Source organism: Phenylobacterium glaciei (assembly GCF_016772415.1).
Classification (GTDB): domain Bacteria; phylum Pseudomonadota; class Alphaproteobacteria; order Caulobacterales; family Caulobacteraceae; genus Phenylobacterium; species Phenylobacterium glaciei.
On sequence record NZ_JAGSGD010000001.1, the window covers coordinates 3,256,156 to 3,281,922 of the forward strand.

At 67.2% G+C, this 25,767-nt stretch carries 22 protein-coding genes, 2 tRNA genes and 1 pseudogene; 15 read left to right on the forward strand and 10 right to left on the reverse strand.

The genetic code is table 11. The features are described from left to right. Nucleotides 1-15 precede the first annotated feature (15 nt). Nucleotides 16-900 (reverse strand): crotonase/enoyl-CoA hydratase family protein, encoded by an 885-nt coding sequence (locus tag JKL49_RS16020; RefSeq protein WP_215341619.1) that lies wholly within the window; start codon nucleotides 898-900, stop codon nucleotides 16-18. Nucleotides 901-1,044: 144 nt separating this feature from the next. Between JKL49_RS16020 and JKL49_RS16025 the strand changes: the two genes are divergently transcribed. Further along, nucleotides 1,045-2,583 (forward strand): acyl-CoA synthetase, encoded by a 1,539-nt coding sequence (locus tag JKL49_RS16025; protein WP_215341620.1) that lies wholly within the window; start codon nucleotides 1,045-1,047, stop codon nucleotides 2,581-2,583. Nucleotides 2,584-2,747: 164 nt separating this feature from the next. On the opposite strand, the gene JKL49_RS16030 is transcribed toward JKL49_RS16025, so the two are convergent. Next, entirely contained in the window at nucleotides 2,748-3,221 is a 474-nt protein-coding gene (locus JKL49_RS16030) for an SgcJ/EcaC family oxidoreductase (RefSeq protein ID WP_215341621.1), read from the reverse strand. A 681-nt stretch (nucleotides 3,222-3,902) separates the two neighbouring features. On the opposite strand from JKL49_RS16030, the gene JKL49_RS16035 reads away from it, so the two are divergent. After that, complete coding sequence (locus JKL49_RS16035) at nucleotides 3,903-4,592, forward strand: class I SAM-dependent methyltransferase (protein WP_215341622.1); 690 nt, start codon at nucleotides 3,903-3,905, stop codon at nucleotides 4,590-4,592. A gap of 69 nt (nucleotides 4,593-4,661) precedes the next feature. Beyond that, entirely contained in the window at nucleotides 4,662-5,111 is a 450-nt protein-coding gene (locus tag JKL49_RS16040; protein WP_215341623.1) for a MaoC family dehydratase, read from the forward strand. Nucleotides 5,112-5,160: 49 nt separating this feature from the next. On the opposite strand, the gene JKL49_RS16045 is transcribed toward JKL49_RS16040, so the two are convergent. After that, a complete protein-coding gene (locus JKL49_RS16045; RefSeq protein ID WP_215341624.1) occupies nucleotides 5,161-5,991 on the reverse strand; it encodes a trypsin-like serine peptidase in 831 nt (276 codons plus the stop codon). A 168-nt stretch (nucleotides 5,992-6,159) separates the two neighbouring features. On the opposite strand from JKL49_RS16045, the gene JKL49_RS16050 reads away from it, so the two are divergent. The 3 genes from JKL49_RS16050 (at nucleotide 6,160) to JKL49_RS16060 (ending at nucleotide 11,207) form a co-directional block, all read left to right on the forward strand. Next, a complete protein-coding gene (locus JKL49_RS16050) occupies nucleotides 6,160-8,244 on the forward strand; it encodes a S9 family peptidase (protein WP_215341625.1) in 2,085 nt (694 codons plus the stop codon). Continuing rightward, complete coding sequence (locus JKL49_RS16055; RefSeq protein ID WP_215341626.1) at nucleotides 8,241-8,786, forward strand: GNAT family N-acetyltransferase; 546 nt, start codon at nucleotides 8,241-8,243, stop codon at nucleotides 8,784-8,786. Before JKL49_RS16050 ends, JKL49_RS16055 begins: the two co-directional genes overlap by 4 nt. Nucleotides 8,787-9,131: 345 nt before the next feature. Beyond that, a complete protein-coding gene (locus tag JKL49_RS16060; RefSeq protein ID WP_215341627.1) occupies nucleotides 9,132-11,207 on the forward strand; it encodes a TonB-dependent receptor in 2,076 nt (691 codons plus the stop codon). A 195-nt stretch (nucleotides 11,208-11,402) separates the two neighbouring features. On the opposite strand, the gene JKL49_RS16065 is transcribed toward JKL49_RS16060, so the two are convergent. Both JKL49_RS16065 and JKL49_RS16070 read right to left on the reverse strand, forming a co-directional pair. Next, the gene (locus tag JKL49_RS16065; RefSeq protein ID WP_215341628.1) at nucleotides 11,403-12,134 is read right to left on the reverse strand and encodes an enoyl-CoA hydratase/isomerase family protein; all 732 of its coding nucleotides are present in this window, start codon (nucleotides 12,132-12,134) and stop codon (nucleotides 11,403-11,405) included. 547 nt (nucleotides 12,135-12,681) lie between these two features. Beyond that, nucleotides 12,682-13,272, reverse strand: a complete 591-nt coding sequence (locus tag JKL49_RS16070; protein WP_215341629.1) for a TetR/AcrR family transcriptional regulator — start codon at nucleotides 13,270-13,272, stop codon at nucleotides 12,682-12,684. Between the two features lie 98 nt (nucleotides 13,273-13,370). Between JKL49_RS16070 and JKL49_RS16075 the strand changes: the two genes are divergently transcribed. The 3 genes and pseudogenes from JKL49_RS16075 (at nucleotide 13,371) to JKL49_RS16090 (ending at nucleotide 16,297) form a co-directional block, all read left to right on the forward strand. Continuing rightward, nucleotides 13,371-14,423, forward strand: coding sequence for an alpha/beta fold hydrolase (locus tag JKL49_RS16075; RefSeq protein ID WP_215341630.1), 1,053 nt, complete (start codon nucleotides 13,371-13,373; stop codon nucleotides 14,421-14,423). Between the two features lie 98 nt (nucleotides 14,424-14,521). Beyond that, nucleotides 14,522-15,763, forward strand: a pseudogene (locus JKL49_RS21065) (NAD(P)/FAD-dependent oxidoreductase). A 54-nt stretch (nucleotides 15,764-15,817) separates the two neighbouring features. Beyond that, nucleotides 15,818-16,297, forward strand: a complete 480-nt coding sequence (locus tag JKL49_RS16090) for a DUF1579 family protein (protein WP_215341636.1) — start codon at nucleotides 15,818-15,820, stop codon at nucleotides 16,295-16,297. A gap of 520 nt (nucleotides 16,298-16,817) precedes the next feature. Here JKL49_RS16090 and JKL49_RS16095 read toward each other — a convergent pair. Next, the gene (locus JKL49_RS16095) at nucleotides 16,818-17,168 is read right to left on the reverse strand and encodes a winged helix-turn-helix transcriptional regulator (RefSeq protein ID WP_215341639.1); all 351 of its coding nucleotides are present in this window, start codon (nucleotides 17,166-17,168) and stop codon (nucleotides 16,818-16,820) included. A gap of 87 nt (nucleotides 17,169-17,255) precedes the next feature. Here JKL49_RS16095 and JKL49_RS16100 point away from each other — a divergent pair, with 87 nt between their 5' ends. Continuing rightward, nucleotides 17,256-17,810 carry a carboxymuconolactone decarboxylase family protein gene (locus JKL49_RS16100; protein ID WP_215341641.1) on the forward strand — a complete coding sequence of 185 codons (555 nt, stop codon included), beginning with the start codon at nucleotides 17,256-17,258 and terminating at the stop codon, nucleotides 17,808-17,810. Between the two features lie 107 nt (nucleotides 17,811-17,917). Here the strand turns inward: JKL49_RS16100 and JKL49_RS16105 are convergent, their stop codons facing one another. Then, entirely contained in the window at nucleotides 17,918-18,970 is a 1,053-nt protein-coding gene (locus JKL49_RS16105; RefSeq protein ID WP_215341643.1) for a Cj0069 family protein, read from the reverse strand. Between the two features lie 207 nt (nucleotides 18,971-19,177). Here JKL49_RS16105 and JKL49_RS16110 point away from each other — a divergent pair, with 207 nt between their 5' ends. Together JKL49_RS16110 and JKL49_RS16115 are read left to right on the forward strand one after the other, a co-directional pair. Next, nucleotides 19,178-19,954: an alpha/beta fold hydrolase gene (locus JKL49_RS16110; RefSeq protein WP_215341645.1), complete on the forward strand. Its 777-nt coding sequence runs from the start codon at nucleotides 19,178-19,180 to the stop codon at nucleotides 19,952-19,954. 84 nt (nucleotides 19,955-20,038) lie between these two features. Continuing rightward, nucleotides 20,039-20,716, forward strand: coding sequence for a nitroreductase (locus tag JKL49_RS16115; RefSeq protein ID WP_215341646.1), 678 nt, complete (start codon nucleotides 20,039-20,041; stop codon nucleotides 20,714-20,716). Nucleotides 20,717-20,756: 40 nt separating this feature from the next. Here the strand turns inward: JKL49_RS16115 and JKL49_RS16120 are convergent, their stop codons facing one another. The 3 genes from JKL49_RS16120 to JKL49_RS16130 form a co-directional block, all read right to left on the reverse strand. Next, nucleotides 20,757-22,181 carry an amidase gene (locus JKL49_RS16120; protein ID WP_215341648.1) on the reverse strand — a complete coding sequence of 475 codons (1,425 nt, stop codon included), beginning with the start codon at nucleotides 22,179-22,181 and terminating at the stop codon, nucleotides 20,757-20,759. A gap of 168 nt (nucleotides 22,182-22,349) precedes the next feature. Next, complete coding sequence (locus JKL49_RS16125) at nucleotides 22,350-22,532, reverse strand: hypothetical protein (RefSeq protein ID WP_215341650.1); 183 nt, start codon at nucleotides 22,530-22,532, stop codon at nucleotides 22,350-22,352. A 237-nt stretch (nucleotides 22,533-22,769) separates the two neighbouring features. After that, nucleotides 22,770-22,843: transfer RNA gene (locus tag JKL49_RS16130), tRNA-Gln, on the reverse strand. A gap of 126 nt (nucleotides 22,844-22,969) precedes the next feature. Between JKL49_RS16130 and JKL49_RS16135 the strand changes: the two genes are divergently transcribed. The 3 genes from JKL49_RS16135 (at nucleotide 22,970) to sppA (ending at nucleotide 25,726) form a co-directional block, all read left to right on the forward strand. Continuing rightward, nucleotides 22,970-23,046 (forward strand) — tRNA-Pro (locus JKL49_RS16135). A 206-nt stretch (nucleotides 23,047-23,252) separates the two neighbouring features. Further along, nucleotides 23,253-23,717, forward strand: a complete 465-nt coding sequence (locus JKL49_RS16140; RefSeq protein WP_215341652.1) for a chemotaxis protein CheW — start codon at nucleotides 23,253-23,255, stop codon at nucleotides 23,715-23,717. Nucleotides 23,718-23,944: 227 nt separating this feature from the next. After that, entirely contained in the window at nucleotides 23,945-25,726 is a 1,782-nt protein-coding gene (gene sppA, locus JKL49_RS16145; RefSeq protein WP_215341654.1) for a signal peptide peptidase SppA, read from the forward strand. Nucleotides 25,727-25,767 lie beyond the last annotated feature (41 nt).

Here is a 25,767-nt window from a genome sequence, read left to right on the forward strand (position 1 = left end):
CCGGACGTTTTCACATCACTTGAACGTAGGCGCGCTCCATTGCTCCCAGATGTCGGGAACATCGGTGGAAACCTTGTCGGTGAAGGCCGGCGGGCGCTTCTCCAGGAAGGACATCACCCCTTCGCGGGCGTCGGCCATGGCGCCACGGGTCTGGATGCCGCGGCTGTCGGCGCGGTGGGCCTCCATGGGATGGTTGGCGCCGGCCATGCGCCACAGCAGCTGGCGGGTAATGGCGATGGAGACCGGCGCGGTGTTGTCGGCGATTTCGCGGGCCAGGGCGCGCGCCGCCGGCAGCAGGTCCTCCGGCGCGTGCAGCGAGCGCACCAGGCCCTTGTCGAAGGCCTCCTGGGCCGAGAAGATACGGCCGGTGTAGCACCACTCCAGCGCCGTCTGGACGCCCACCACCTTGGGCAGGAACCAGGAAGAGGCGGCCTCGGGGTTCAGGCCCCGGCGGGCGAAGACCAGGCCGAACCGCGCCTCGGTCGACGCCATGCGGATGTCCATCGGCAGCTGCATGGTGACGCCAACCCCCACCGCCGGACCATTCACGGCGGCGATCACCGGCTTGAGGCTCTCATAGATGCGCAGGGTCAGCAGGCCGCCGCCGTCGCGCTGCACGCCCTCGCGGGTGCGGGCGGCCTTGTCCTCGCCGCCGCGGGCGTCGTAGTCGAAGGTCTGGGCGCCGCCCGACAGATCGGCCCCGGCGCAGAAGCCGCGGCCGGCCCCGGTGACGATCACCGCCTTGACCGCGTCGTCGGCGTCGGTGACGTCGAAGGCGGCGATCATGTCCTTCATCATCTGGGTGTTGAAGGCGTTCAGCTTGTCGGGCCGGTTCAGCGTAATCGTCGCGATCCCGTCCTCGACGTCATAGGCGAGCGTCTCGAAAGTCGGCGTGGCCATGGTGTCTTCCTCCCTGATTTTCTTCAGTCCGCACCGCTTGACGGACGGTCCGTCAAGCACCGCATCGTCGATCCCTACGATAAGTTTGGGAGGAGGCCCGGAGCGCCGCAAAGGCGTCCTGGCCCCCGGAAATCAGGACCCGTCATGCATCCGGCCAACCACGCCAAGACCCATCCCGACCGCGCCGCCTACATCATGGCCGGGACCGGGGAGACGGTGACCTACCGCCAGCTGGACGACCGCTCCAACCAGGGGGCGCAGCTGTTCCGGTCCCTGGGTCTCGCGACCGGCGATGTCATCGCCATCCTGATGGACAACAGCCCGCGGTTCTTCGAGATCGCCTGGGCGGCCCAGCGGTCGGGGCTCTACTACGCCTGCATCTCGTCCAAGCTGACTCCGGGCGAGATCGACTACATCATGACCGACTGCGCGGCCAAGCTGCTGGTGACCTCGGCGGGGATCGGCCCGGTCATCGACGAACTGCCCGCGATGCTGCCGGGCGTGAAGCTCTACATGGTCGGCGACGCCCGCGCGCCCTACGAGAGCTTCGAGGCGGCGCGCGACATGATGCCCGCCACGCCGGTGGCCGACGAGGCGGCCGGCCGCGACATGCTCTATTCGTCGGGCACCACGGGACGGCCGAAGGGCATCAAGCCGCCCCTGACCGGCGGCCCCATCGACGAGCCCGGCGGCGTCGCCAACCTGGCGGCCGGCCTGTTCGGCTTCAAGTCCGACAGCGTCTACATCTCGCCGGCCCCGCTCTATCACGCCGCGCCCCTGCGCTGGTGCATGGCCGTCCATCAGCTGGGCGGCACCGTCATCGTGATGGAGAAGTTCGACCCCGAGGTGATGCTGAGCCTGATCGAGACGTACAAGGTCGACGTCGGCCAGTTCGTCCCCACCCACTTCGTGCGGATGCTGAAGCTGCCGCAAGAGGTACGCGACAGGTACGACGTCTCCTCCATGCGCTCGGCGGTCCACGCCGCCGCCCCCTGCCCCGTGCCGGTCAAGGAGCAGATGCTGGCTTGGTGGGGTCCGGTGATCCACGAGTACTACGCCGGGTCCGAGGGCAACGGCTTCTGCTACGTCGGCCCGCAGGACTGGCTGACCCACAAGGGCACGGTGGGCCGGGCGATCCTGGGCGAGGCCAAGATCGTCGGCGAGGAGGGCGAGGAGCTGCCGCCCCGCAGCGAGGGCACGGTCTATTTCGCCGGCGGCGCGCCGCTGACCTATCACAACGCGCCGGATAAGATCGCCGAGAACACCAACAAGCAGGGCTGGACGACGCTGGGCGACGTGGGCTGGCTGGACGAGGAGGGCTTCCTCTACCTCACCGACCGCAAGAGCTTCATGATCATCTCGGGTGGGGTGAACATCTATCCGCAGGAGCTCGAGAACCTGCTGATCACCCACCCCAAGGTGGCCGACGCCGCCGTGGTGGGGGCGCCGCACGAGGAGATGGGCGAACAGGTGGCCGCCGTGATCCAGCCCATGAACTGGGACGAGGCCGGCGACGCCCTGAAGGACGAGCTGATGGCCTTCTGCCGCGCCAACCTGTCCCACGTGAAGTCGCCGCGCATCCTGGACTTCATGCAGGAACTGCCGCGCCACCCCACCGGCAAGCTCTACAAGCGCCTGATCCGCGACGCCTACTGGGGCAAGGAAGGCTCCAAGATCGTCTAGGGCATGGACTCATGATTTCGGGCCGGGTCCGCCTCCGGCGCCGAAGCCAATGCCGGCTTTCGACCCGCTGCGGACCTTCAATCAGGCTCGCCATAGATCTCCAGAGGTCGGCGAACCTATGGCGGCCGCGTCGTGCGCGGCCGCCATAGCTCCCGTATCGGCGATCAGCTCGGTTCCGGCATCATGGACGAGTGCAGGTGATCGATCTTCCAGGCGCCGCCGTCGTACTTGTAGACGAAGGAATAGCGGGCTTTCACGGCGCGCGCTCCGCCGGTGGCGGGATCCTTCATGTTGACGGTCCAGGTCCCAACACGCGAGGCGGTGCCGCAGTCGATCTTCACGCTGCTGCTGTCAATCGTCGCCTGAGGACTGTTCTTCAGGAAGCTGACGAAATAGTCGCGCACGCCCTCGGGCGTGGTCCGGGGCTTGTTGGACACCGTCGCCAGCAGCACGGCGTCTTTGGTGAAGAGCCCAGCGACCTTGTCTGGGTCCTTCGTCGCCCAGGCTGCGTTGAAAGCCGTGAACTGCCGCTCGACGTCGGCTTGGCTCACGGTCGGGCACTTGACGTCGTGCGCGGCCGCCGCCCCGCCCAAAGCCAGGGCCGGGACAAGGGCCGCGGCGAGAATGAAGCTTTTCATATTATGACACCCTCAAGGATCGTCTCATGGTCTGACAGCCGGACAGAGGCGCGGTGTCTCAGCATCCTGAGACGAGGTCCGGCAGCCTCCATTGGCAATGAAGGGCGTCTCTCCGCGGGGCAGGACAAAACCGAACCCGCGCATCGAGATCACCCGATGCGGTCCGACATCACGATCGATGGCTCGATCGCCAGAGGGGCCCGGTCCGCGGTGAGGAGTTGGGTCGGCGAACCGCGATCTGCAAGGCCACGCTTCAGCTTTGTTACACCCACCGATGCGGATCGAGCATCCTCAAGGACGTTCAGCCCCGATTGCAGCCGGATCGGCGCCCGACCAAGTGAGCCAGGACATCAACGAGCCCTTCCCTGCAGCCCCTGGGCGCCGAGACACGCCAGCCATCCAACCCTGACATTCCCAGGGTCTGCTTGTCGGTGGTCGCCGCCATGCCCTCGGCGTCGCTGGCCTTCACTTGGAATACGCGCCCTGGACGGCTTCCCCGTTGGGTGTAGTCTGGCTCCAGCATGAGCCTGACGACCCGCCTCGCCCAGAACGTAGCCAATCCCTTCCCGGGGATTGGGCGCGCGCGAGTTTAGCAACAGCTCTCCGCTCACCGATCCCCCGCAAGCCTGCGGATGGATCGGTCAGCCCCCTTCTCCATCCGCGTCACAGATGGAGACAGACATGACCCAACCCGACTGGTGGTACGACGACCTCAAGCAGGTCGGCCTCGATTTCGAGGACGCGCAACAGGTCGCCACCTACGACGCCCGCCAGGGCGGCGACCTGGCCGCCGACCGCGCCCTGCTCTCAGGGCTGGGGGTAAACCGCGACACCGCGCTGGCCGACATCGGCTGCGGCACCGGCATTCTGGCCTGCGCGGCGGGCGGCATGGCCCGCTCGGTCCGGGCCATCGACGTCTCCGACACCATGCTCAACGCCGCCAAGGCGCGCGCCGCCGACATGGGCGTCACCAACATCACCTTCGAGCTGGGGGGCTTCCTGACCTTCCCGGCGTCGGGGGACCTCGATTTGATCATCACCAAGAACGCCCTGCACCACCTGCCCGACATGTGGAAGGCCGTGGCGCTCACCCGCATGCGCGACGCGCTGAAGCCCGGCGGCCAGATCTACATCCGCGACGTGGCCTTCAACTGCACGCCGGACGCCATCCCGCGCACGGTGGAGAGCTGGATCGGCTGGATGACCCGGGAGACCGGCTACAGCCGCGAGGAGGTGGCCTGCCATGTGCGGGAGGAGCACTCGACCTTCGGCTGGATCCTGGCCCGGATGATCGACGACGCCGGCTTCCGCCTGCTGCGGCGCACCCATGACGGGGTCTACGCCACCTTCCTGGCCGAGGCCGTCGCCTGATGTGGCTTCCACTTAAGGCTGTCACCCTCTAGAGGTCGAACACCTGTTTCAAAGACGAGGACGTGAACGATGAACCCCGTGGAATTCAAGGATCTGCCCGGCCTGGTCGGTCAGGAGACCGGCGTGTCGGACTGGTTGGAAATCACCCAGGAGCGCGTCAACCAGTTCGCCGAGGCCACCGGGGACCATCAGTGGATCCACGTCGACGTCGAGCGCGCCAACCGCGAAATGGGCGGCCCGATCGCCCACGGCTACCTGACCCTGTCGCTGCTGCCCTTCCTGGGCAGCGGGCTGATGCCGGTGAAGGGCGTGACCCGGGGCATCAACTACGGCTCCGACAAGGTGCGCTTCGTGAACATGGTCCGGGTCGGCAAGCGCGTGCGCCTGCGCCAGAAGCTGATCGGCGTCGACGCCAAGGCCGGCGGCGTCCAGATCCGCATGGAATGCACCATCGAGATCGAAGGCGAGGACAAGCCCGCCTGCATCGCCGAGACCCTGTCCCTGCTGTACGGGGCGTAAAACCAAAACCGCTCATCCCGGCCTGCGCCGGGATGAGCGGATACGGCCGCTACCAGTCGGGCGAGACGGCCTCTTCGGCCGAGGCCGCCTTGGCGCCCGTGACGACTTCGTTGGAAGCCGTGGTAACCGGGGCGTAGGGGTTCTCCACCAGACCGATGGTCTCGCGGATGTACTTGGCTTGGGTGACGATCCCGATCTCCAGGCGCTCATTGTTCAGCTCGACCTGTTGGGTCAGCAGACCGGCGATGAACTGCGCCGGCTGGGCCTCGGTCGCGCCCACGCGACGGCGGGAGTTGTCGGCCATGAACACCGGCCCGCCCGAATTGCCCGGGAAGACGCTGAAATCCAGCAGGAAGGTCGGGAAGACCTTGGCCGGCGCGATCGGATAGGAGGCCACGCGGCCGGCCCGCAGGATCGGGAAGCCGGCGCGGTTGGCGGCCAAGCCGCGCGGGAAGCCCAGCGCCATCATCTCATCGCCCGCGCCCACCTGCAGCGAGGCGAAGGTCTGATCGTCGGCCAGCCAGGTCAACGGGATGGCGGCCTTGGCGAATTCGTCCGGCGCGGTGATGGCGATGGCCGCCACGTCGCGCGACGGGTGATGGGTCCAGAGCTCATGGCCCGCGGCGTCGCGGATCTTCAAGGTCTGGGGGGCGTAGGTCCAGGAGCCGTCGGCGTTCTCGATCCGGTAGCCGATGCGCGCCTCGGCGCCGGGCATCTTGGACAGCACGTGGTTGGCGGTAACGAGGACGGTGTGGGGCTGGCCGTCGGGGCTGAGGGATTGGATGAGGAAACCGGTGCCAACCGTGCGGGTGCCATCCCCCAGGGGCTGTTCCAGTTGTACCGTCGCGTGGATCAACTCCACGGATAGGTCATAGACCATCGACGTCCCCGATAAAATTTCCGCAACTCACGGAACCAACTAACGGGATACTTCCTTAAGAACATCGTTAACGCAAAGTCTCATCTGGCTCTGGCGCTTGCGCCATGTTGCCGCGTGGCCAAAGGGTTACGCCTTGAGCGTGCCCTATGGGTGGGCCATCTAACGGACATGACCCGTCCCATACCCCCCGTCGCCCGGCGCGAGCCCAAGTCCATCACCCAGCTCGGCCGCACCCGCGTCGACGACTATGCCTGGATGAAGGACGACAACTGGAAGGACGTGCTGCGCGACCCCAAGGTCCTGCGCGCCGACATCCGCGAGCATCTGGAGGCCGAGAACGCCTACACCAAGGCCTTGCTGGACGATCCCACCAGGGCCCTGCAGGACGCGCTGTTCGCCGAGATGAAGGGGCGGATCAAGGAGGACGACTCCTCGGTCCCGGCCTCCGACGGGGCCTGGGACTATTACGTGCGCTACGAGATCGGCGCCGAGCATCCGGTGCATGGCCGCCGTCCGCGCGGCCGAACCGACGGTGAGGTGGTGCTGCTGGACGAGGAGGCCCTGTCCAAGGGTAAGGCCTTCTTCCAGGTGGGCGCCGCCCATCACAGCCCCGATCACCGGCTCTACGCCTGGGCCGCCGACGAGCAGGGCTCGGAGTACTACACGATCCGCATCAAGGATCTGGCCACCGGCGAGGCCCTGCCCTTCGAGATCGAGAGCGCCTATGGCGACTTCACCTTCTCGCCGGACAGCCAGTGGCTGTTCTGGATCTGGCGCGACGAGAACGCCCGGCCCTCCAAGGTCTTCCGCCGTCCCGCCCGCGGCGGCGAGGACACGCTCGTCTATGAGGAGGCCGACGACGGCATGTTCCTGGGCGTCGGGACCACCTCCGACGACAGCCACATTGTGATCCATGTCGGCAACCAGGAGACCACCGAACTCTGGCTGATCCCGGCCGCCGACCCGACCCGCCCGCCCTTCGTGGCCGAGCCGCGCCGGGTGGGGGTGAAGTACGAGCTGGACCACTGGACCGACCGCTGGGTGATCCGCACCAACGACGATGACGCGGTGGACTTCAAGCTGGTGGCCAGCACCGCCGAGATCCCGGCCAAGTCCAGCTGGACCGACTTTGTGGCCCACCAGCCCGGCCACTACGTCACCGGCTTCGCGGCCTATGCCGGCCACCTGGTGCGGCTGGAGCGGGTCAACGCCAACGACCGCATCGTGGTGATGGCTCGCGGCGGCGGCGAGCATGAGATCGTGTTCGACGAAGAGGCCTGCGCCCTCTCGCTGAGCGGCGGCTACGAGTACGACACCCCGGTCACCCGCTTCATCTACCAGTCCCCCACCACGCCCCGGCAGTGGTTCGACTACGACATGACCAGCCGCGAGCGGACCCTGCGCAAGACCCAGGAAATCCCCTCCGGCCATGACCCGGCCAGGTACGTGGCCCGCCGCCTGATGGCCAAGGCCGCCGACGGGGCCGAGGTGCCGATCACCGTCCTGATGCTGAAGGACACCCCACTGGACGGCTCGGCGCCCCTGCTGCTCTACGGCTACGGCGCCTATGGCCACGCCATGGAGCCCAGCTTCTCGATCCGCAATCTGAGCCTGGTGGACCGAGGCTGGATCTGGGCGACGGCCCACGTGCGCGGCGGCTCCGACAAGGGCTGGGGCTGGTTCCTGGACGGGCGCAAGGAGAAGAAGCCCAACAGCTTCACCGACTTCATCGCCTGCGCCGAGCACCTGGACGCCAAAGGCTACGGCAAGGCCGGGCGCATGGTGGCCTATGGCGGCTCGGCCGGCGGCATGCTGATGGGCGCCATCGCCAACCTGCGGCCCGACCTGTGGGCCGGGGTGATCGCCGCCGTCCCCTTCGTCGACGTGCTCAACACCATGAGCGACACCACCCTGCCGCTGACCCCGCCCGAGTGGCCCGAGTGGGGCAACCCGCTGGAGGACGCCGCGGCCTACGACACCATCGCCGCCTACAGCCCCTACGACCAGGTGTCCGCCAAACCGTACCCGCCGGTGCTGGCGACGGGGGGGCTGTCGGACCCCCGGGTCACCTACTGGGAGCCGGAAAAGTGGGTGGCCAAGCTGCGGCAGTTCTCGACAGCCGGCGCCCCGATCCTGCTCAAGATCAACATGGACGCCGGCCATGGCGGGGCCTCGGGACGGTTCGACTTCCTCAAGGAGATCGCGCTCGACTATGCCTTCGCCATCTGGGCTGTGGACAGGGGTTGGGAATGATCGTCAGGCCGTCGCAGGCAAGGGATGCGCAGGCCCTGGCGGCCATCTACGGCCACGACGTGCTGCACGGCTTCGGCACCTTCGAGGAGGTCCCGCCGAGCCCTGAGGAGATGGCCCAGCGCCGTCTGGCCATCGTCGAGCGGGGCCTGCCGCACGTGGTGGCGGAGGCCGACGGCAAGGTGCTGGGCTTCGCCTATGCCGGCCTGTTCCGGCCCCGCGCCGCCTACCGGTTCACCGTCGAGGACAGCGTCTATGTCGCTCCCGAGGCCCACGGCCAGGGCATCGGCAAGGCCATGCTCACGCAGGTGCTGGCGGCCTGCGAGGCGCTGGGGCTGCGGCAGGTGATGGCGGTGATCGGCGACAGCGGCAACGCCGGGTCCATCGGCCTGCACACCTCGCTGGGCTTCCGGCACGCCGGGGTCTGCCAGAGCGTCGGGTTCAAGCACGGGCGCTGGGTCGACACCGTCTGGATGCAGAAGCCGCTGAACGGCGGCGACACGACCCCGCCTGCCGCCGACGGACTGACCCTCACCGGGCACTGACCAACACATGTCGGCCGTCGCGGAGGGAGGATAAGGGCTTCTTGAGATCGCAGCGCTGGCCCTGCTGGCCGCCCAGGCCCACGCGCAAGGTCCGCACGCCGGCCACGACATGGGCGGCGTGAGCGGCCAACATTCGCCGACAAGTGACGGCCAGGGCCCCACGGGTCCCCATGCGGGCCACGAGATGGGCGCCGCCGCCGCCGCCCGATCACGGTGACAGCGCGTGGCATCGAGGCAACGGCTCAGGACCAGCCGGATATGCCCGAGGCATGAACGAGATTGCGACGCATTCCTATTTAGGTTAGGGCAGCGTCCCATTCATGCTGGTTGATCCAAGGTAAATTCGTGAAAAAGCTGTTGCTCGCCACCGTCGCCCTTGCGGCTCTTCCGACCGCGACATTTGCGTCTGAAGCGGACGGCCACGAGGTCAGCGCGATCATCGTCACCGGCAAGGCGATCGGCTACAAGGCGGTCAACTCGGTCACGGCGACAAAGACCAATACCCCCTTGCTGGACGTTCCGCAGTCGATCTCGGTGGTGACGCGCGAACGGCTTGACGATCAGGCGCAGCGCAGCATGGCCGATGTCCTGCGGTATGTGCCGGGCACAACCGTGGGCCAGGGCGAAGGCAACCGCGACCAGATCACCTTGCGGGGCCAGAACACCTCCGCCGACTTCTTCCTCGATGGTGTGCGCGATGACGTGCAGTACTACCGCAGCCTCTACAACATCGAGCGGGTGGAAATCCTGAAAGGCCCCTTCGCGCTGATTTTCGGGCGCGGCGGCAGCGGCGGCATCATCAACCGCGTGCAGAAAACGCCGACCGCCGATGGGCTTGCGGTCCGCGGTAGCGTCAGCGCCAACACCTTCGGCGCGTGGGACTTGGCCGCCGACATCAACGCCCCGATCAGCGACAATGCCGCCTTCCGACTGAATGCGACCTACGAAAGCCTGGACAATCACCGCGATTTCTTCGGCGGCGAGCGCTATGCGATCAACCCCTATCTGGCGGTCGATATGGGGCCCTGGAAGCTTGGCCTGTCCTATGAATATGTGAACGATGATCGTGTGACCGATCGCGGCGTGCCGTCGATCGCGACGCTTACGGGCCAGCCCAACCGGCCGATCACCGGCTATCGCGACACATTCTTCGGAACGCCGGGCGTCAACCGCGCCGGGCTGGAAGCCCATATCGTCAAGGCGCGGCTGGATGGCGAACTGACCGAGACTCTGAACTGGTCGACCACGCTGCTCTATGGTGACTATGACAAGTACTACACCAACGTCTATCCCAATGGCCCAGCCACGGGGCAGACCGGAACGGTGGCGCTGTTCAGCTATACTGACCCTACCCGGCGTCAGAACCTTATCGCCCAGACAAATCTGGTCTGGGATGTGGATTTAGGTTCTGTCAGCAACAAGATACTGCTGGGCCTGGAATATGGGGATCAGGATTCAGTCAACCAGAGACGTAACGGAACGCTGTCCAACAGCACGTTGAACCTTGCCAATATCGCCTATCCTAAGGTGACCTTCGGCCCGTTGGTCCGCAACACCGAATCGAACGTGCAGTTCGCCTCAGCCTATGCCCAGGACCAGATCAGCTTTGGCGAGCATGTGGATGTCGTCGTCGGGGTTCGCTATGATCGGTTTGAGATCAAGGGCGTCGATCTGATCGGCACGCCGCGCCCATTCGCGCGCACCGACGAGAAGGTCAGCCCGCGCATCGGCCTGATTTTCAAACCCGCGGAAAACATCTCTATCTATGGCAGCTACAGCCAATCCTTCCTGCCGCGCTCGGGCGATCAGTTCCTGACGATGTCGGCGGCGCAGCAGAACCTCGCGCCGGAGAAATTCACCAACTACGAATTGGGCGCGAAATGGGACCTACGTCCCGACCTCAATGTCACCCTGGCGCTGTTCCAGCTTGATCGCACCAACGCCACGACGCCCGATCCGAACAATGTGACGGCCACGATCAACATTGGTGAAACCCGCACCAAGGGTGTCGAGCTGGCGCTGATCGGCCGGATCACGCCCAAATGGCAGATGAGCAGTGGCTACACCTACCAGGATGCTCAACTGAGCGGCAACGGCTTCGTGCAGCTGGCGCAGGCGCCCAAACACCAGATCGCGGTGTGGAACCGCTATGACGTCAACAGCCGGTTCGGCCTGGGTCTTGGCGTGGTGCGCCAGTCCAGCCAATTCGCCGCGATCCGCACCTCGACGACGACAACCCTGCTGCCGGCGTTCACGCGCGTCGACGCCGCGCTGTTCTTTGAGGCGACCGATCGGCTCGAATTGCAGGTCAACATCGAGAACCTGCTCAACGAGGCGTATTTCTCCGATGCGCACAACAACAACAACATCACCCCAGGCGCTCCGATAAACGCCCGGTTCACCGTCCGATCGAGGTTCTGATGAGCCGTTAGGGCGGAGGCTTGGCGCGGGTCGAGCCTGCACGCCTGCCTGGGCCGCGACGAGACCATCGGGCGCCCGGTCGGGGACGCGGCGTTGCTGGCGGAGCTCGAGGCCCGGTCAGGCCGGTCGCCGGCGGCCGCCAAGCGCGGGCCTAAGCCGCAGGTGAGTTGAATGCACTGCCAGTGTAACTGGTGATCACCCCGTCACGCGGGAGGGGCCGGCCGTCGCGTGACCGGTGGCCAGGAGCGCCTCGAACACCCCCTCCCCGGCCGGCGCGGGACGGCGAAGCCCGCTCTTGATGGCTGCCAGACCCTGACCCGGATAGCCGGCCAGCCGGATGGCCAGGGCCTGAGCTTCGGTCGTGACCTCCGCGTCGGCCACCAGCTTGTGGACCAGGCCAAGCCGCCACAGGTCCGCCGCCGGGACGCGGGTTGCGCCCAGGGCGAGCTGGGCGGCCACCGCCTCGCTGGTCTTCAGGCGCAGCCAGGCCAGGTTCATGGGGGCGTACATGCCGATGGCCGCCTCCCCCACCAGCAGATAGGCGCCCTCCCCGGCCACCAGCAGGTCGCAGGCCAGGGCCAGGGCGGCGCCGGCATTGATGGCGAACCGCTCCAGGGCCCCGACGATCACGGCGGGGCAGCGATAGAGCTCGCGGTGGAAGCCGGCCCATTCCTCCGGCCAGTCCGCCAGCCAGTCGGGCGCGGGACGGGCGGCGAAGGCGTCCACATCCAGTCCCGAACAGAAGGCGCCGCCCTCCCCCCGCAGGACGATGACCCGGGCCCCGCCCGCGAGCAGCTGGGCCAGCCCCGCCCGCAGCTCGCTCACCATCGGTCCGGCCAGGGCGTTGCGTCGGTCGGGCCGCGCCAGGATCAACTCACCCCAACCCTCGTGAAGCTCGACGCGGGCGGCGGGGGGGTCTTGGGTCATGGCGGCGTCCAATCTGGCGGACCAGGGCGCAGAGCCGAGGGCCCGGGCCAAGTCAGCTGTCAGTATGCCGCGATACCCGGGAGGTCCAAGCGTCAGATCAGGGCGTCAGCGGGAACCGGTTCGTGGGGTTCGTGTGGTTCGTGGATAATCCTGTTCCGCCTTGCGGGCGTCGCGGCTTGGAGAGTTGAACCACGAACCCCACGAACCCAACGAACAGTGGGCCAGACCAAGGGTGGGGATGACCCACGTCTCAGCTTCGCGGCAGCCAAGCGCGGCCTCAAGCCGAAAGCGGTCCCCGGCGATGAGGACGGCCTATTTCCTAGGGCGTCACAGTGATGCCAGTTTATGCATTTGATATCGCGTCACTGTAATACAGGCAAGACCAAGATTGGATTCTGGTGCGTGGTGGTCGGCCGCCGTCCGAACGCCGAGCTGGTCTTCGTCACAGCCTCTCCGCCTGAGTGCGGCGCGATGGTGTTGGGGGCTATCGACGGGATGTCGAAGCCTTAGGGTCGGATTGAGGGCACGGTCACCGGAGTATCCGTCGCTAACCGGCGCGGTTGGTCGCCTCAAGCGCCCGGATCAGCAGATCCTGAGCGGCGGCGAGCGTGGCCTTACGAGACGCGCCCCGTTCCACCTGGTCGGCGGTTTCATGCAGCACGGCGAAAACCAGAACGGCCGTCATCTTCGGGTCGACCACGGCGAAGGCGCCGGCCGTCACCCCTTGGGTGATCAGATCGGCAAGTCTGTGGATCACGTCATGTCGCGTCCGCCGCGGCGGCGCCTGGCCGACAGGCCCATGAAGGAGAGCCTGGTGAAGGCCCTCCATTCCAAGCGTCATGTCGACGAAGAGTTCAGGCAGGCCGGACACGAGATCGCGCCAATCGCGGGCGCTGTTCGCCCAGGCCGAGAACCGCTGATCGAGTTGTGCAAACACCCGCTCACGCAGGGCATGTAGCAGCGCCTCCCAGGTCTCGAAGTACACGTAGAACGTGCCCCGGCCCGCGCCAGCCTCGCGGACAATGTCCTCGACGCGAGCCGTGTCGCCCAGCCGGCGGATGACAGCCTCCGCGGCGTCCAGCAGTTCCTCACGGCGGTCGGCCGGAGACAGACGTCGGCGGACGGGAACGCGGGACATGACGGGACAACTCCGTGACAAAGCCCAAGTCATCACACTATTGACTGCATGTCATTACGAGTACTATTGACTGTGTGTCATTAGAGGGGCTCAGAACCATGTCGCGACAAGCCGTGCAGTGGGTCAATCGTTGGCTGTGGATTTTGCTGCTAGGCGGCCTGCTATCGGCGTGCGCTCTGGCCTCGACCCATGCGGCGCCGATCCACCGCGAAGAACAGATCGCTGTCCCTGGAGGGCGGCTGTTCGCCTTGGTGCGCGGCGAAAACCCGAAGGCGCCGATCCTGGTCTGGCTGCACGGGGGACCGGGTGGAGCAGAGCGACCTTTGTTCCGGCTCTACAACACAGCGCTCGAACGACGTTTCGTGGTGGTCTATCTCGATCAGCGCGGGGCGGGGCGATCTTTCGATGCAAAGGCCGACCCTCGCGCCCTGACCATCGCCCGGCACGTGAAGGATCTCGACCTCGTCGTGGATCAGATTTGCCGGGAACAGGGCCAGTCAAAGGTTGTCTTGCTCGGCCACTCCTGGGGGTCGGCTCTTGGCTTATTCTATGCCCAGGCCCACCCCGAGAAGGTCTCCGCCTTCATCGGCGTGGGCCAGGTGAGTTCGGAGATTGGTCGCCAATGGTCGCAGCACCGCTTCGTCGAGGATGCGGCGCGGGGTCGAGGCGACGCGCAAGCCCTTGGCCGCCTGAGGGCGATCGGGCCACCGCCCTACAGCGCCGCGCGCGAGATCGCCACCCAGCGGCTGGTTGAACGGTTCGGCGGCTATTATCGGGTCATGCCCGACATGAAGAAGGTCATCGCGCGCGGCATCCTGCAGGGCTATGTCCGGCCCTGGGAACTCAAGCAGATCTTCCGGGGCAATGCGGTGTCCCTGGAGGCCATGAACGACGAAATTCTGAAGCTCGACTTACCGACGCAGGTCCCCGAGATCCGCGTTCCCGTGGCCTTTTTGCTCGGCCGCTATGATCGACAGGTAGATTCCCGCTTAGCCGCCGACTACTTCCAGCGCTTGAGGGCGCCGGCCAAGATCGTCGTCTGGTTCGAGAACAGCGCGCATAACGCACCCTTCGAGGAGCCGGACCTGTTCGTCGCGACCGTGCCCCGGGTCGCGCGACAGCTCGGCGTCGCCGTCGGGCCTCCGCAGTGACCGAGAGTAAGGCCGCCGGGATCTATGACCCCATTGGTCCCTGGTCGCGATCGCCCCTAGATCCGCAGCCCGCCTTGGTGGGAGACCTGAAGGCCGATGTGGCGATCGTTGGCGGGGGGTATCTGGGGCTTTCAGCGGCACTTCGTCTGCGCCGCGCCGGTTGTGAGGTGGCTTTGCTCGAGCAGAGCTTCTGCGGCGCTGGCGCGAGCGGCCGCAATGCAGGTCACCTCACGCCGACGATCGGGAAAGACGTCTACACTTGCCTACGCCAATGGGGCGTTGAGCGTGGACTGGCTCTGGCGGCGTTCGCCGAAGCGGCCGTGGACGCGACTGAGGCCAGGATCGCGGCGTTGAACATCGACTGCGACTATGTGGGCAACGGCAACATCGTAGCCGGTCTGCATCCCGCCCATCGTAAACCTCTGGAGGCGGCGGCGGCGGCAATGTCCGCAGCCGGCCTGCCCACCAGCTTCCTAGAGGACCGGGATCTGCGCGCGCGTGGCCTTCCACGCGCGTTCCGGTTCGGCCTGTTGGAGCGGCGAGGGGGACATCTCAATCCCGGAAAATATGCCCGTGGCCTTCGATTCGCCGCCCTAGCCGCAGGAGTCAAAATCTTCGAACACACCGCCGTCACTGGGGTGAGGGAGGGGCCTCAGCCCCGCCTGCGCACCGCCATGGGTCATGTCAGCGCTAAGCAGGTCCTCATCGCGACAAACGCCTATGTGCAGCCTGACCTGGCGGGAGCGGCGGGACGGATCCTTCCATTGCGCGTGACGCTGTTCCAAACCGAACCCTTGAGTAGCATGCAGCGCCAAGGTCTTGGCTGGCCGGGTGGCGAGGGTGTCTACACCGCCCATGAGATCATGGAGAGCTACAGGATTACCCCGGAAGGGCGCCTCGTTGGGGGATCGAAGTGAGTGTCGTTTGGGTCCGGCGGTCCCGAGACTGAACGGCCCCGCGACGCCGATTTGGCGCGATACGATGCCCTGGTGGCCCAGCGCTTCCCTGAGGCGCCTGGCCTGGCGATCAATGCCTATTGGAGTGGGTGGATTGGCGCCACTGTCGACCACCTGCCGATCCACGGTTCAACGTCCCACTGGGGGAATGTTCACTACGCCCTTGGGTGCAACGGCCACGGGATCGCCTTGGCGAGCTATCTCGGCGAGGCGATCGCAGAGCGGATTCTTGGCCTTCCTCGCCTCGACCTTGAGGTGTTCCGCAGATGGGTCCCAAACATCCCCACGGCTGCGCTACGTTGGGTGGCGTTCCGCGCCGTCGCCTTGCCGCTCGAACAACGCGACAAACAACTTGATCGTGAGATCCCACGGCTGCGCCGCTGACCTGCGACCTCGCTTTGCGCGCCGGCCGGTCGAACTTTAGTGATGGAGCACAAGATGCAAGACTCTGACATAGCGCAAGCTTGGCTGAAGCGACTAGTTGGCGATTGGTCGTACGAACTGGTCACGACCGACACGTCCGATCATCCCGGCGCTACGGTAACCGGAAACGAGACGATCAAGGCTGTTGGCGATGCGTGGGTGTGCATCGAGAACAGCGGTCGGGGCTCGGACGGGAGCGCATCACATTCGGTTACAATGCTTGGCTTCAACCCCAATACAGGGCGCTTTTCGGGCGCAGTTGCGGGCACGGCGGCGCCGGTGCTCTTTGTCTACGAAGGGGTGCTGGGTATCGATTTAACGTCTTTGATCCTGGAGACCGAAGGTCCGGCGATGACCGAGGGCCGGTCGATGGACAGGTATCGGGACGTCCTCTCAACACAAGACGGGAACAGTCGTAAAACAAGCGCACAAGTGCTCGACAGTCACGGCGAATGGCGAGAGTTCATGGTCACGCGCTACACGCGAAAAGCGTAGGCGGGTCGCGTCAATAAGCGCCCATTGGGGATAGATGCTGTGGGCCGCCTGGACGCGCCGGATAGTTGGAATCCCGGTGCAGTCCATGCTCCTGTCCCCGTATTCCCGACTATTTTCCAGCGCTTGAGAGCGCCGGCCAAGATCGTCGTCTGGTTCGAGAACAGCGCCCATAACCCACCCTTCGAGGAGCCGGACCTGTTCGTCGCGACCGTGCCCCGGGTCGCGCGACAGCTCGGCGTCGCCCTCGGGCCTGCGCCGTGATCGAAGGGCCGGGCCGAGGGGACTCCAGGTGATGGCGCTCCGGCGGGCGTGGGAAACAGTACGGCGACACCTTACCTATTGCCCCGGACGCTTCGCCGGCCTGACACCACCGGCTGGCCCCCAGCCGACGCCGAGTTCGTCGTCAGCATGGAGCACACTTACGGTGACGGGATATCAATTGTATGAATTTGGACTGGAATCCTTCGCAGCCGCTCTGGCACACTGACAGGCCGGAATCGCCGGAATCCCACGCGACTCCTCAGGCCTCGTCCGGAGGCCGCGTGACGGCGCGCGCCCAGCGGTCGGCGAAGACGTAGAGCGGTCGGAAGGCCGTCAGAAGCTCGTCACCCAGCGGCGTCAGCCCATAGCCCTCGGGGCCAAGCTCGACGATCTGACCGTCTCGCAGGTCGTTGATCCTGGCCTGGAGCACCGTGGGAGACAGGTCACCGGCGGCGCTGCGGAGGGCTCGCGACGAGAGCGGGCCAGCGCGGAGTTCCCACAGGATTCTCAAGGTCCAGCGGCCGCCCAGCAGATCGAGGAGCGCCATGATCGCGCGGCGGTCCCCGACCCGCGGGGTCTCGACCCGTTTGGTTTCGAAGGCGTCACCCATGGCACGGCCCTGCCTCTTCCGCCCTTGCGTTGCTATCGTTTTAATAGCATTTGTCGGCTACTCATTCGATAGCAGGACCCGTCGCCCATGCCAAGGATCACACCCCTCCCGGCCCCCTACCCGGCCGACATCCAGGGCCACTTCGATCAGGTCATGCCGCCGGGCGTCCCGCCGCTGGTGCTCTTCACCACCCTGGCCAGCAGCGATCGGGCCTGGCGCAAGTTCCGGGCGGGTTCGCTGCTGGACGGCCGGGTGATCAGCCTGCGGGAGCGGGAGATCGTGATCGATCGCGCCTGCGCCCGGGCCGGGTGCGAGTACGAATGGGGCGTCCACATCACGGCCTTCGCCAAGGCGGCCAAGCTCACCCGGGCCGAGATCGCCGCCACGCTCGAATACCCGCTGGACCGCTCGAAGTGGCGGCCCCGCGAGGCGGCGCTGCTGGCGACCATCGACGCCCTGCATGATCGGGCGCGGCTCAGCGACGACGAGTTCGACGGGCTGCGGGCGCATTTCAATCCAGACCAGATCCTGGAGGTGCTGTTGCTGGCCGGCTTCTACCGCTCCGTCGCCTACCTCGCCAACGGCTTGAACCTGCCGCTTGAGACGACCGCGGCCCGCTTCGCCGACTTCGCCTTGGGATGAGGCTCTCGCCTCGCCGCAGGGCAATGTCACCCCAGTTGGCCGCAAAGCATCGGCCGCGCGGGCCCTCAGCCCTTAGGGAACTGCCCCCCGTGGTGGGGCGGCGCCCTTCAGCTTGCCGGGGCGCGTTTGCGGCGGTGGGACGCGAGACGTTTCAGGGTCGTCGCCGCGAGGGCGTCCGGGGCTTCGTCGGGGATCGGGAAGACGGCGCTGACATTGATCTCGCAAAGCACATAGCTGTCTTCGCCGGCGGTGGATTTGGGGCCCAGCAGGAAGTCGGCGTCCCAAATCACCGGCAGATCGTCGGGCTCGATGTCCAGCCGCCGCGCCAAGCCCGGCGTCCAGTCGCGTTCCATCATCGCGCGCAGGCGCTGGAACCGGGGATCGTCGGGCCCGGAATAGAGCCGCGGCCCGGCGGGGCCCGCCTCGGCCGGCGCGAGCGCCCTCACCATCTGGTGGCCGAAACCCACAACCTGACCGCCCGACATGTAGCAACGGATCATGCCGTCCAGCAGACGCGCCTGGAACGGCTGATCGACCAGGCCGCCGCCCGGCTCGAACGCCACCAGACGCTCGGCCATGAAGTCGGCGAGCGGCATGACGCGCGCCACAGCCCCGCCGCGGGCCTCAAGGACGCGGACGCCGCCCGCCCCGTCCGCCTCCACCTTCCAGACGCCGATGCCGCCATTGCCGCGGTTCTGCTTCAGGACCCGGGGGCCGGCGACCAGCAGGGTCGGGAATTCGGCCTGGAAGGCCTCGGACCGCTCGTAGAACCGGGTGTCCGTCCCCCAGCCGAGCGCGCGGGTGCGATGGAGCACGGCCTTGACGCCCATCTTGGCGATCACGTCGGGGTGGGTGCTGACGAACACCCCGGCCTGCGCGACCTCGCGCAGGATGTCGTCCAGGGCGCCGCGCCGTTGGCCGGAGGCGGTGGCGATGGGGTCTACCCAGACCAGGACCCCCTCCATGCCCAGCAGTTGCTGACGGACCGCGTCGGCGGCCTCTTCGCAGAACACCACCGGCTCGGGGGCCAGGCCCACGCGCGCCAAGGCCTCGAAGATGGCCTTCAGGCGATTGTTGTCCGCCGTCGCCTCGGCGCGCGCCGCCAAGTCGCCGCGCCAGACCACCGCCACCTTGCCCACTGGAATCATTGAGTTCGTCATGCGCACGCTCCCGCCCGGCGTGATCGCCGGACTGTCAGGAGCGGGTCTTGGACGGCTCACCGTCTGGCCGGGCGCCCGCGTCGGCCCGGAGCCGCCAGACTATCGGGTTGCTCGCGGCTGACAAGCGGGCCTGGAATTTGTTCGGGATTGGGGTGACGCGATCTCTATTGCATAGATTGGGGCAGGTGTTATTGGGGAATTGATATCATGTCACCGTATATTTATCTGCATGGGCAGCCGGGATCGCCGGCGGAGCTTGGCCTGTTCGGCGGCGCCGGCGGGCTGGGCGCGGCGCACCTGTTTGCGCCGGACCGGGGGCGCGACCGGCCCGACCTGGCGCTGGGGCCGTATCTGGATCACCTGGCCCAGGCTATTCGGACGCGGTTCCCGCAGGGGCCGATCCGGCTGGTGGGGTTTTCGCTGGGGAGCTTTGTCGCCGTCGAGCTGGCGCTGCGGCTAGCCGACCGCGAGGTGGCCCTCGACCTGGTGTCAGCCGCCGCGCCGCTGGACCTGGGCGACTTCCTGCCCGACATGGCCGGCGGCCTGGTGTTTTCCCTGGCCCGACGGCGACCGGGGTTGTTCGCCCTGCTGACCGCGGTCCAGGGCGGGCTGGCCCGCGTGGCGCCTGGCCTGTTGTTCGACCAGATCTTCGCGGGCGCCCAGGGGGCGGACGCCGACCTGGTGGCGGACCCGGCGTTCCGGGCGGCGATCAGGGGGATCCTCGCCCACAGCCTGGCAGGCGGGGGCCGGGGCTATCGCCGGGAGATCGCGGGCTATGTCAGCCAGGGCGCCGACCGGCTCGCGCGCCTCACCGCGCCGGTGAGGCTGTGGCAGGGCCAGGCCGACAGCTGGACGCCGCCGGCCATGGCCCAGGCGCTGGCCGCCGCGCGGCCGCAGAGCCGGACGCTGCGGACCTTTGCCGGCCTGTCGCACTATTCGACCCTGCGGGCGGCCCTGCCGGAAATCTTCGGCGGACGGCCCTGAGACGGCCAGCCGATATTGGCTTTCGCGGCGGAAAGCTGGCAGGTCTTAGCGATTGAACCGCTCAAGCCCTTTCAGAGATCATCCATGAAGTTTGACGACGTCATCCTCGGTCGCCGGAGCATCCGCGGTTACAAGCCTGATCCCGTGCCCAAGGCGCTGATCGAGGAAATCATCGGCCTGGCCATGCGGGCGCCGTCGTCGATGAACACCCAGCCGTGGAATTTCTACGTCATCACCGGCGAACCGCTGGACCGCATCCGCGCCGGCAACACCGAGCGGATGGTGGCCGGGGTGCCGCAGTCGCGGGAGTTCCGTCAGGGCCAGGCCTTCGCCGGTCAGCACCGCGACCGCCAGGTGGGGGTGGCCAAGCAGCTGTTCGCCGCCATGGGCATCGCCCGCGACGACAAGGACATGCGCCAGGACTGGGTGCTGCGCGGCTTCCGCCAGTTCGACGCCCCGGTCTGCATCATCGTCACCTATGACAAGGTGCTGGACGGCAGCGACGACACCCCCTTCGACTGCGGCGCGGTGACGACGGCCCTGGTCAACGCGGCCTGGTCGCGCGGGCTTGGCGCGGTGATCAACAGCCAGGGCATCATGCAGTCGCCGGTGGTGCGCGAGCACGCCGGGATCGCCGAGGATCAGGTGATCATGAAAAGCGTCGCCCTGGGCTGGCCCGACGACGACTTCCCGGCCAATGCGGTGGTGTCGGAACGCAAGGCGGTGGAAGAGGCCACGGTGTTCGTCGGGTTCGACGAGTAGCGGGGCGAACGTGGCGAGGGCCTAGCCCTCTCCGCGACCCTCAGTTCCAGATCGCGGGCTTGCGGGCCGCCCAGGGCAGTTCCGTTTCCAGCTGGCCGGCCAGGCGGTAGAGGGTGGCCTCGTCGGCGAAGCGGCCGGTGAACATCATGCCGATGGGCAGGCCCGCCTCCGACTGCCAGAGCGGCAGGGACAGGGACGGCTGGCCGGTGAAGTTGGCCGGAGGCGTGGTGGCGTAGGTGGCGCTCTGGCGCTTGTCGAATTCCTTGGGGTCGAGGGCCGGGTCCAGCCAGTCCACGCGAGGCGGCGGGGTGCTCATCGTCGGCTGAAGATAGACGTCGAAGGCCTCGTAGGCGGCGAGCATCTGGCGGTTGATCAGGCGCAGCTGCTGGAAGCCCCAGAAGGCCTGCTGGCCGGTGATGCGCTTGCCGGCCTCGTAGGCGCGGCGGGCGAGCGGTCCCAGCTCGGTCTCGCCGGGCTCGCGGCCCAGGCGCTCGATCCAGCGCAGGATATTGGCCGAGAAGTTCGAGGCGCTGGCCAGGGCCTGGGCGCGGTAGAGGGTGCGGTAGTCGACGCCCAGGCCCTGTTCGAAGACCTCGTGGCCGAGGTGTTTCAGGGCGTCCACCGTGCGGGCCATGGCCGCCACCATCTCCGGATCGATCTCGCGGCCGTTGGGGGTTTCCAGGGACCAGGCGATGCGGAGTTTTCCGGGCGCGCGGTCGATTTCGGCCAGGTAGGGGCCGTCCTTGGCCGGGGCCTGGAAGGGGTCGCCGGCCTGGGGGTAGCCGGTGGCGTCCAGCATGGCGGCGCTGTCGCGCACCGTGCGGCTGACCACATGGTGGACCGAGAAGCCCAGCGCCCCGTCGGTGACCTCGCAGATGGGGGTGCGGTCGCGGGTGATCTTCATGCCCACCAGACCGCAGCAGGCCGCCGGGATGCGGATCGAGCCCAGGCCGTCGCTGGCGTGGGCCAGCGGCACGAGGCCCGCCGCCACCGCCGAGGCCGCGCCGCCCGACGAGCCGCCCGAGATATGGTCGGGGTTCCAGGGATTGCGGCAGGCGCCCAGCTTGTCGGAATTGGTGACCCCGGGAATGCCGAACTCGGGCGTGTTGGTCTTGCCCACAAGCACGACGCCCGCGGCGCGGTAGCGGGCCACCAGTTCGCTGTCGGCGTCGTCGGTGGGAACCTGCGCGAAGTGGCTGCCCGAGGTGCGGGGCCAGCCCTGAACCTGTGCGCCGAGGTCCTTGATCAGGAAGGGCACGCCGCGAAACGGGCCGTCGGGCAGGGTCCCGGCGGCGGTGGCGCGGGCCTCGTCATAGGCCTTGTGGACCACGGCGTTCAGGGCGCCGTTGTGGCGCTCGATGCGGTCGATGGCGGCCTCGGTCAGTTCGGCCGGGGTGACCTCGCCCTTGGCCACCAGGGCGGCGAGGCCAAGCCCGTCATAGTCGGCGTAGTCGGTGAAGGCCATGGTCGCGCTCCGTTCCTGATCGGCGATCAGGTTGGGCGAAAACCGGCGAGAGCGACAGGGCTAAGTTTGGGTGCGGCGGGCTGGATGGCGCCTTCGCGTGCTCCGCTACAGCCGCGGCAAGATCCGCATCCTGGACCGCGAGGCGGCTACGTCCGAAACGATCATGCCTTAGCCGACAAGGCGGGGGTCGAAGCCGATGATGTCGGTCTGGCTGGGGTTCAGCAGCTGGGGCGTCGGCGGCGTTGAGGTTTCGCCGGGCGCGGGCCGCAGGGCGGCGCCGCTGGCGGCGCCCACGCACAGGGCCGAGGCCAGGATGGCGAGCCAGAGTCGGAGGGGAACGGAATGGACCATGGGCGGCGTCGCGGTGGGAGACGCCCCTCTAACCGGCCCGACCGCCATCGGTTCCGGGCGATGCGTCGACGGATCGACAATAGGCGCAGATGTGGCGCCGAGGCCCCCTAGCCTCGCGCGGCGTCGGTCATCGGCCTTCGGACATGATGAACAGAGCGCGGCGAAAGCTACCGCCATGGCAGGGCGTGACCCAAAAACCCCAGACGGATCAGGGCGTCCTCGATGTCGGGGAAAGATTGGCTGGGGAACTAGGACTCGAACCTAGAACGACGGTACCAAAAACCGCTGTGTTACCATTACACCATTCCCCAGCAGGAACGCCGCCGGGCCGGGGCCTGCGCGAGGGCGTGGAGATAGCGCAAGCCTTCTTAGGATGCAACGGCTTCAGGGTCGCTTGCGGCGCCCAATGCGCTCCTCTATAAGCCCCCTCCTCAAGTCGGAGTGTGGCTCAGTCTGGTAGAGCACCGCGTTCGGGACGCGGGGGTCGCAGGTTCGAATCCTGCCACTCCGACCAATCACTTTCCCGCCCCTGCGGGATCGTGTCTTTCCCCGCAAACCCTCCAGAACCGCCGATATGGCCCGGCAAGCGCGACAACGCGCCGCGCCGCCGACGTCGCGGCTTCTCCCGTGCGATTTCCGAAACATTAACCACAGCGGTTCACACCTGGGGCTGGCGTCGTGTGCAACGCCGCCGCACGGCCATCTAACGGGGAAGTTCTGATGCAAGCGACCGGGGGTTTGCCGCATGTCGGCGCCGAGCTGATCTCCATCATGGCCGGCGGGCAGCAGTTCGCCATCGACATCATGTCGGTGCGCGAAATCCGCGGCTGGACGGCTTCGACCCCCCTGCCCCACGCGCCTTCCCACGTCCTGGGGATGATCAACCTGCGCGGCTCGATCCTGCCGGTGGTGGACCTGGCCTCGCGCCTGGGCCTGGGCATGGCGACGCCGAACCAGTCCTCGGTCGTGGTGGTCACCCAGATTCATGACCGCGAAGTCGGCCTGCTGGTGGACGCGGTCTGCGACATCCTGACGGTCACCGAGAACATGCTGCACGAGCCGCCGGATGTGGGCGCCGACCAGGTGCGCGAATTCGTCGACGCGGTGATGTCGACGGACGAAGGTATCGTCAGCCTGCTGTCGCTGGACAACGTGCTGCCCAAGAGCCTGGCCCTGGCCGCCTAACAATACTCCGCTCATCCCGGCGAAGGCCGGGACCCAGATACAGCTTCAGCTTCCAGGATTTCTGGCGCACTTCGTGACCTACGACCTGGATCCCGGCCTTCGCCGGGACGAGCGGCTTTGGGTGGCTATCCAGCAGAACCCAATTCTCTCGCGGCGATTGCAGGGACTTCATTTGAACGAGACCCGAGGCCATATAGGTTAGAGCGACCTTCTCGCCCGGGATTCCCATGAAGCAGTTTCTGATCACCGCGGCCGGCGTTTTCGCGGGCCTGGTGTTGTTCCTCGTGGGCGTGCCCTTCCTGCTGATCTCCATGGCGGCCAACGCCACGCGGCCCGAGGCGACGCCGTCGCACGCGGTGCTGTCGCTGGACCTGCGCGAGTCGCTCAGCGACCAGGACCCGTCCAATCCCCTCGCCGCCTTCGGGCGCAAGTCGATGTCGGTGATGTCGGTGATCGAGACCCTTCGCCGGGCCGAGACCGACGGCAAGGTGAAGGGCGTGCTGGTGCGCCTGCCCGAAGGCGGCATGGAGCCGGCCCAGGCCGACGAGCTGCGCCTGGCCTTCAAGCACTTCCAGGCGGCCGGCAAGCCGATCCTGGCCCACAGCCAGGGCCTCTATCCCTCCGGCGTGGTGACGGCGACCTATATGCTGGGCGCCTCGACCGGGAACCTGTGGATGCAGCCCGGCGCCTCGTTCCAGGTCACCGGCCTGGCCAATGAGGACATCTTCTTCAAGCGGCTGTTCGACAAGTACGGCGTCAAGGCCGACTACGAGCAGCGCTACGAATTCAAGAACGCGGTCAATCCGTACCTGCACGACGACTATACGCCGGCCCATAAGGAATCGACCCTGTCCTGGATGGGCTCGATCTATCGCACCGGCCTGACCACGGCGGCCCTGGACCGCAAGAAGAACCCCGCCGCCCTGCAGGCCGCCATCGAGGCCGGCCCCTACCTGGCCGAGGACGCCGCCAAGCTGGGGCTGATCGACAAAATCGGCCAGGTGAAGGAGGCGCAGACCGCGATCCTGGCCAAGGCCGGCGACGGCGCCAAGCTGGTGGACTTCACCGACTACATGCGCGCCAACCATGAGCGCAGCACGGGCTCGGGCCCCGCCATCGCGGTGATCGAGGGCGAAGGCGCGATCGTCACCGGCAAGGACGGGACCCGCAATCCGTTCACCGGCGGCTCGACCATCTATTCCGACGACCTCTCCAAGGCGATCTACGACGCCGTGGATGACAAGAACGTCAAGGCCATCGTCCTGCGCCTGAACTCGCCCGGCGGCTCCGACACCGCCTCCGAGCAGATCCTGGCCGCCGTGCGCGCGGCCAAGGCGGCCAGGAAGCCGGTGGTGGTCTCCATGGGCACCTATGCGGCCTCGGGCGGCTACTGGATCTCCTCCCAGGCCTCGGCGATCGTCGCCCAGCCCACCACCCTGACCGGCTCCATCGGCGTCTATGGCGGCAAGTTCGCCCTGGGCCCGGCGCTGGCCAAGTACGGCGTCGACGTGCGTGAGACCGGGGTGGGCAGTCCCTATGCCGGCGCCTTCGGCATGGGCCAGGAGTTCTCCGCCAGCGACCGCGCGGCCTTCGCCGGTTGGATGGACCAGATCTACGCCAACTTCATCGCCCGCGTGGCAGACGGCCGCCACCTGCCCGAGGCGCGGGTGCGGGAGATCGCCAAGGGCCGGGTCTGGACCGGCGCCCAGGCCCGTCAGCTGGGTCTCGTCGACGAAATCGGCGGCTTCTACCAGGCGGTGGACAAGGCCAAGGCCCTGGCCGACCTGAAGGGCGAGGTTCGCCTGAAGCGGATGACCAAGCAGAGCTCACCCTTCGAGGCCCTGGAGGGCGTGCTGGGCGTCTCGGCCACCTCACTTAAGACCCTGGCCGCCGCGGCCTGGATCATGGGCGATCCGCGCGCCCAGAGCACCCTGGACGGCCTGGTGGACGAACGCCTGCGCAGCGAGGGCCACGCCGCCGTCCTGGCCCCGAGGCCGGGGGCTTTCTAAGGGCGGCGTTGCTCCTCAAAGAGCACATTTCTCTTTGATCG

What these genes read in the sequence shown, in the direction of transcription:
- JKL49_RS16020 (WP_215341619.1), bottom strand. Translation starts at nt 900, where the DNA reads ATGGCCACGCCGACTTTCGAGACGCTCGCCTATGACGTCGAGGACGGG.
- sppA (WP_215341654.1), top strand. Translation starts at nt 23,945, where the DNA reads ATGAAGCAGTTTCTGATCACCGCGGCCGGCGTTTTCGCGGGCCTGGTG.
- JKL49_RS16065 (WP_215341628.1), bottom strand. Translation starts at nt 12,134, where the DNA reads ATGACCCAAGACCCCCCCGCCGCCCGCGTCGAGCTTCACGAGGGTTGG.
- JKL49_RS16040 (WP_215341623.1), top strand. Translation starts at nt 4,662, where the DNA reads ATGAACCCCGTGGAATTCAAGGATCTGCCCGGCCTGGTCGGTCAGGAG.
- JKL49_RS16115 (WP_215341646.1), top strand. Translation starts at nt 20,039, where the DNA reads ATGAAGTTTGACGACGTCATCCTCGGTCGCCGGAGCATCCGCGGTTAC.
- JKL49_RS16090 (WP_215341636.1), top strand. Translation starts at nt 15,818, where the DNA reads ATGCAAGACTCTGACATAGCGCAAGCTTGGCTGAAGCGACTAGTTGGC.
- JKL49_RS16110 (WP_215341645.1), top strand. Translation starts at nt 19,178, where the DNA reads ATGTCACCGTATATTTATCTGCATGGGCAGCCGGGATCGCCGGCGGAG.
- JKL49_RS16035 (WP_215341622.1), top strand. Translation starts at nt 3,903, where the DNA reads ATGACCCAACCCGACTGGTGGTACGACGACCTCAAGCAGGTCGGCCTC.
- JKL49_RS16025 (WP_215341620.1), top strand. Translation starts at nt 1,045, where the DNA reads ATGCATCCGGCCAACCACGCCAAGACCCATCCCGACCGCGCCGCCTAC.
- JKL49_RS16120 (WP_215341648.1), bottom strand. Translation starts at nt 22,181, where the DNA reads ATGGCCTTCACCGACTACGCCGACTATGACGGGCTTGGCCTCGCCGCC.
- JKL49_RS16095 (WP_215341639.1), bottom strand. Translation starts at nt 17,168, where the DNA reads ATGGGTGACGCCTTCGAAACCAAACGGGTCGAGACCCCGCGGGTCGGG.
- JKL49_RS16140 (WP_215341652.1), top strand. Translation starts at nt 23,253, where the DNA reads ATGCAAGCGACCGGGGGTTTGCCGCATGTCGGCGCCGAGCTGATCTCC.
- JKL49_RS16050 (WP_215341625.1), top strand. Translation starts at nt 6,160, where the DNA reads ATGACCCGTCCCATACCCCCCGTCGCCCGGCGCGAGCCCAAGTCCATC.
- JKL49_RS16045 (WP_215341624.1), bottom strand. Translation starts at nt 5,991, where the DNA reads ATGGTCTATGACCTATCCGTGGAGTTGATCCACGCGACGGTACAACTG.
- JKL49_RS16055 (WP_215341626.1), top strand. Translation starts at nt 8,241, where the DNA reads ATGATCGTCAGGCCGTCGCAGGCAAGGGATGCGCAGGCCCTGGCGGCC.
- JKL49_RS16070 (WP_215341629.1), bottom strand. Translation starts at nt 13,272, where the DNA reads ATGTCCCGCGTTCCCGTCCGCCGACGTCTGTCTCCGGCCGACCGCCGT.
- JKL49_RS16030 (WP_215341621.1), bottom strand. Translation starts at nt 3,221, where the DNA reads ATGAAAAGCTTCATTCTCGCCGCGGCCCTTGTCCCGGCCCTGGCTTTG.
- JKL49_RS16075 (WP_215341630.1), top strand. Translation starts at nt 13,371, where the DNA reads ATGTCGCGACAAGCCGTGCAGTGGGTCAATCGTTGGCTGTGGATTTTG.
- JKL49_RS16100 (WP_215341641.1), top strand. Translation starts at nt 17,256, where the DNA reads ATGCCAAGGATCACACCCCTCCCGGCCCCCTACCCGGCCGACATCCAG.
- JKL49_RS16125 (WP_215341650.1), bottom strand. Translation starts at nt 22,532, where the DNA reads ATGGTCCATTCCGTTCCCCTCCGACTCTGGCTCGCCATCCTGGCCTCG.
- JKL49_RS16105 (WP_215341643.1), bottom strand. Translation starts at nt 18,970, where the DNA reads ATGACGAACTCAATGATTCCAGTGGGCAAGGTGGCGGTGGTCTGGCGC.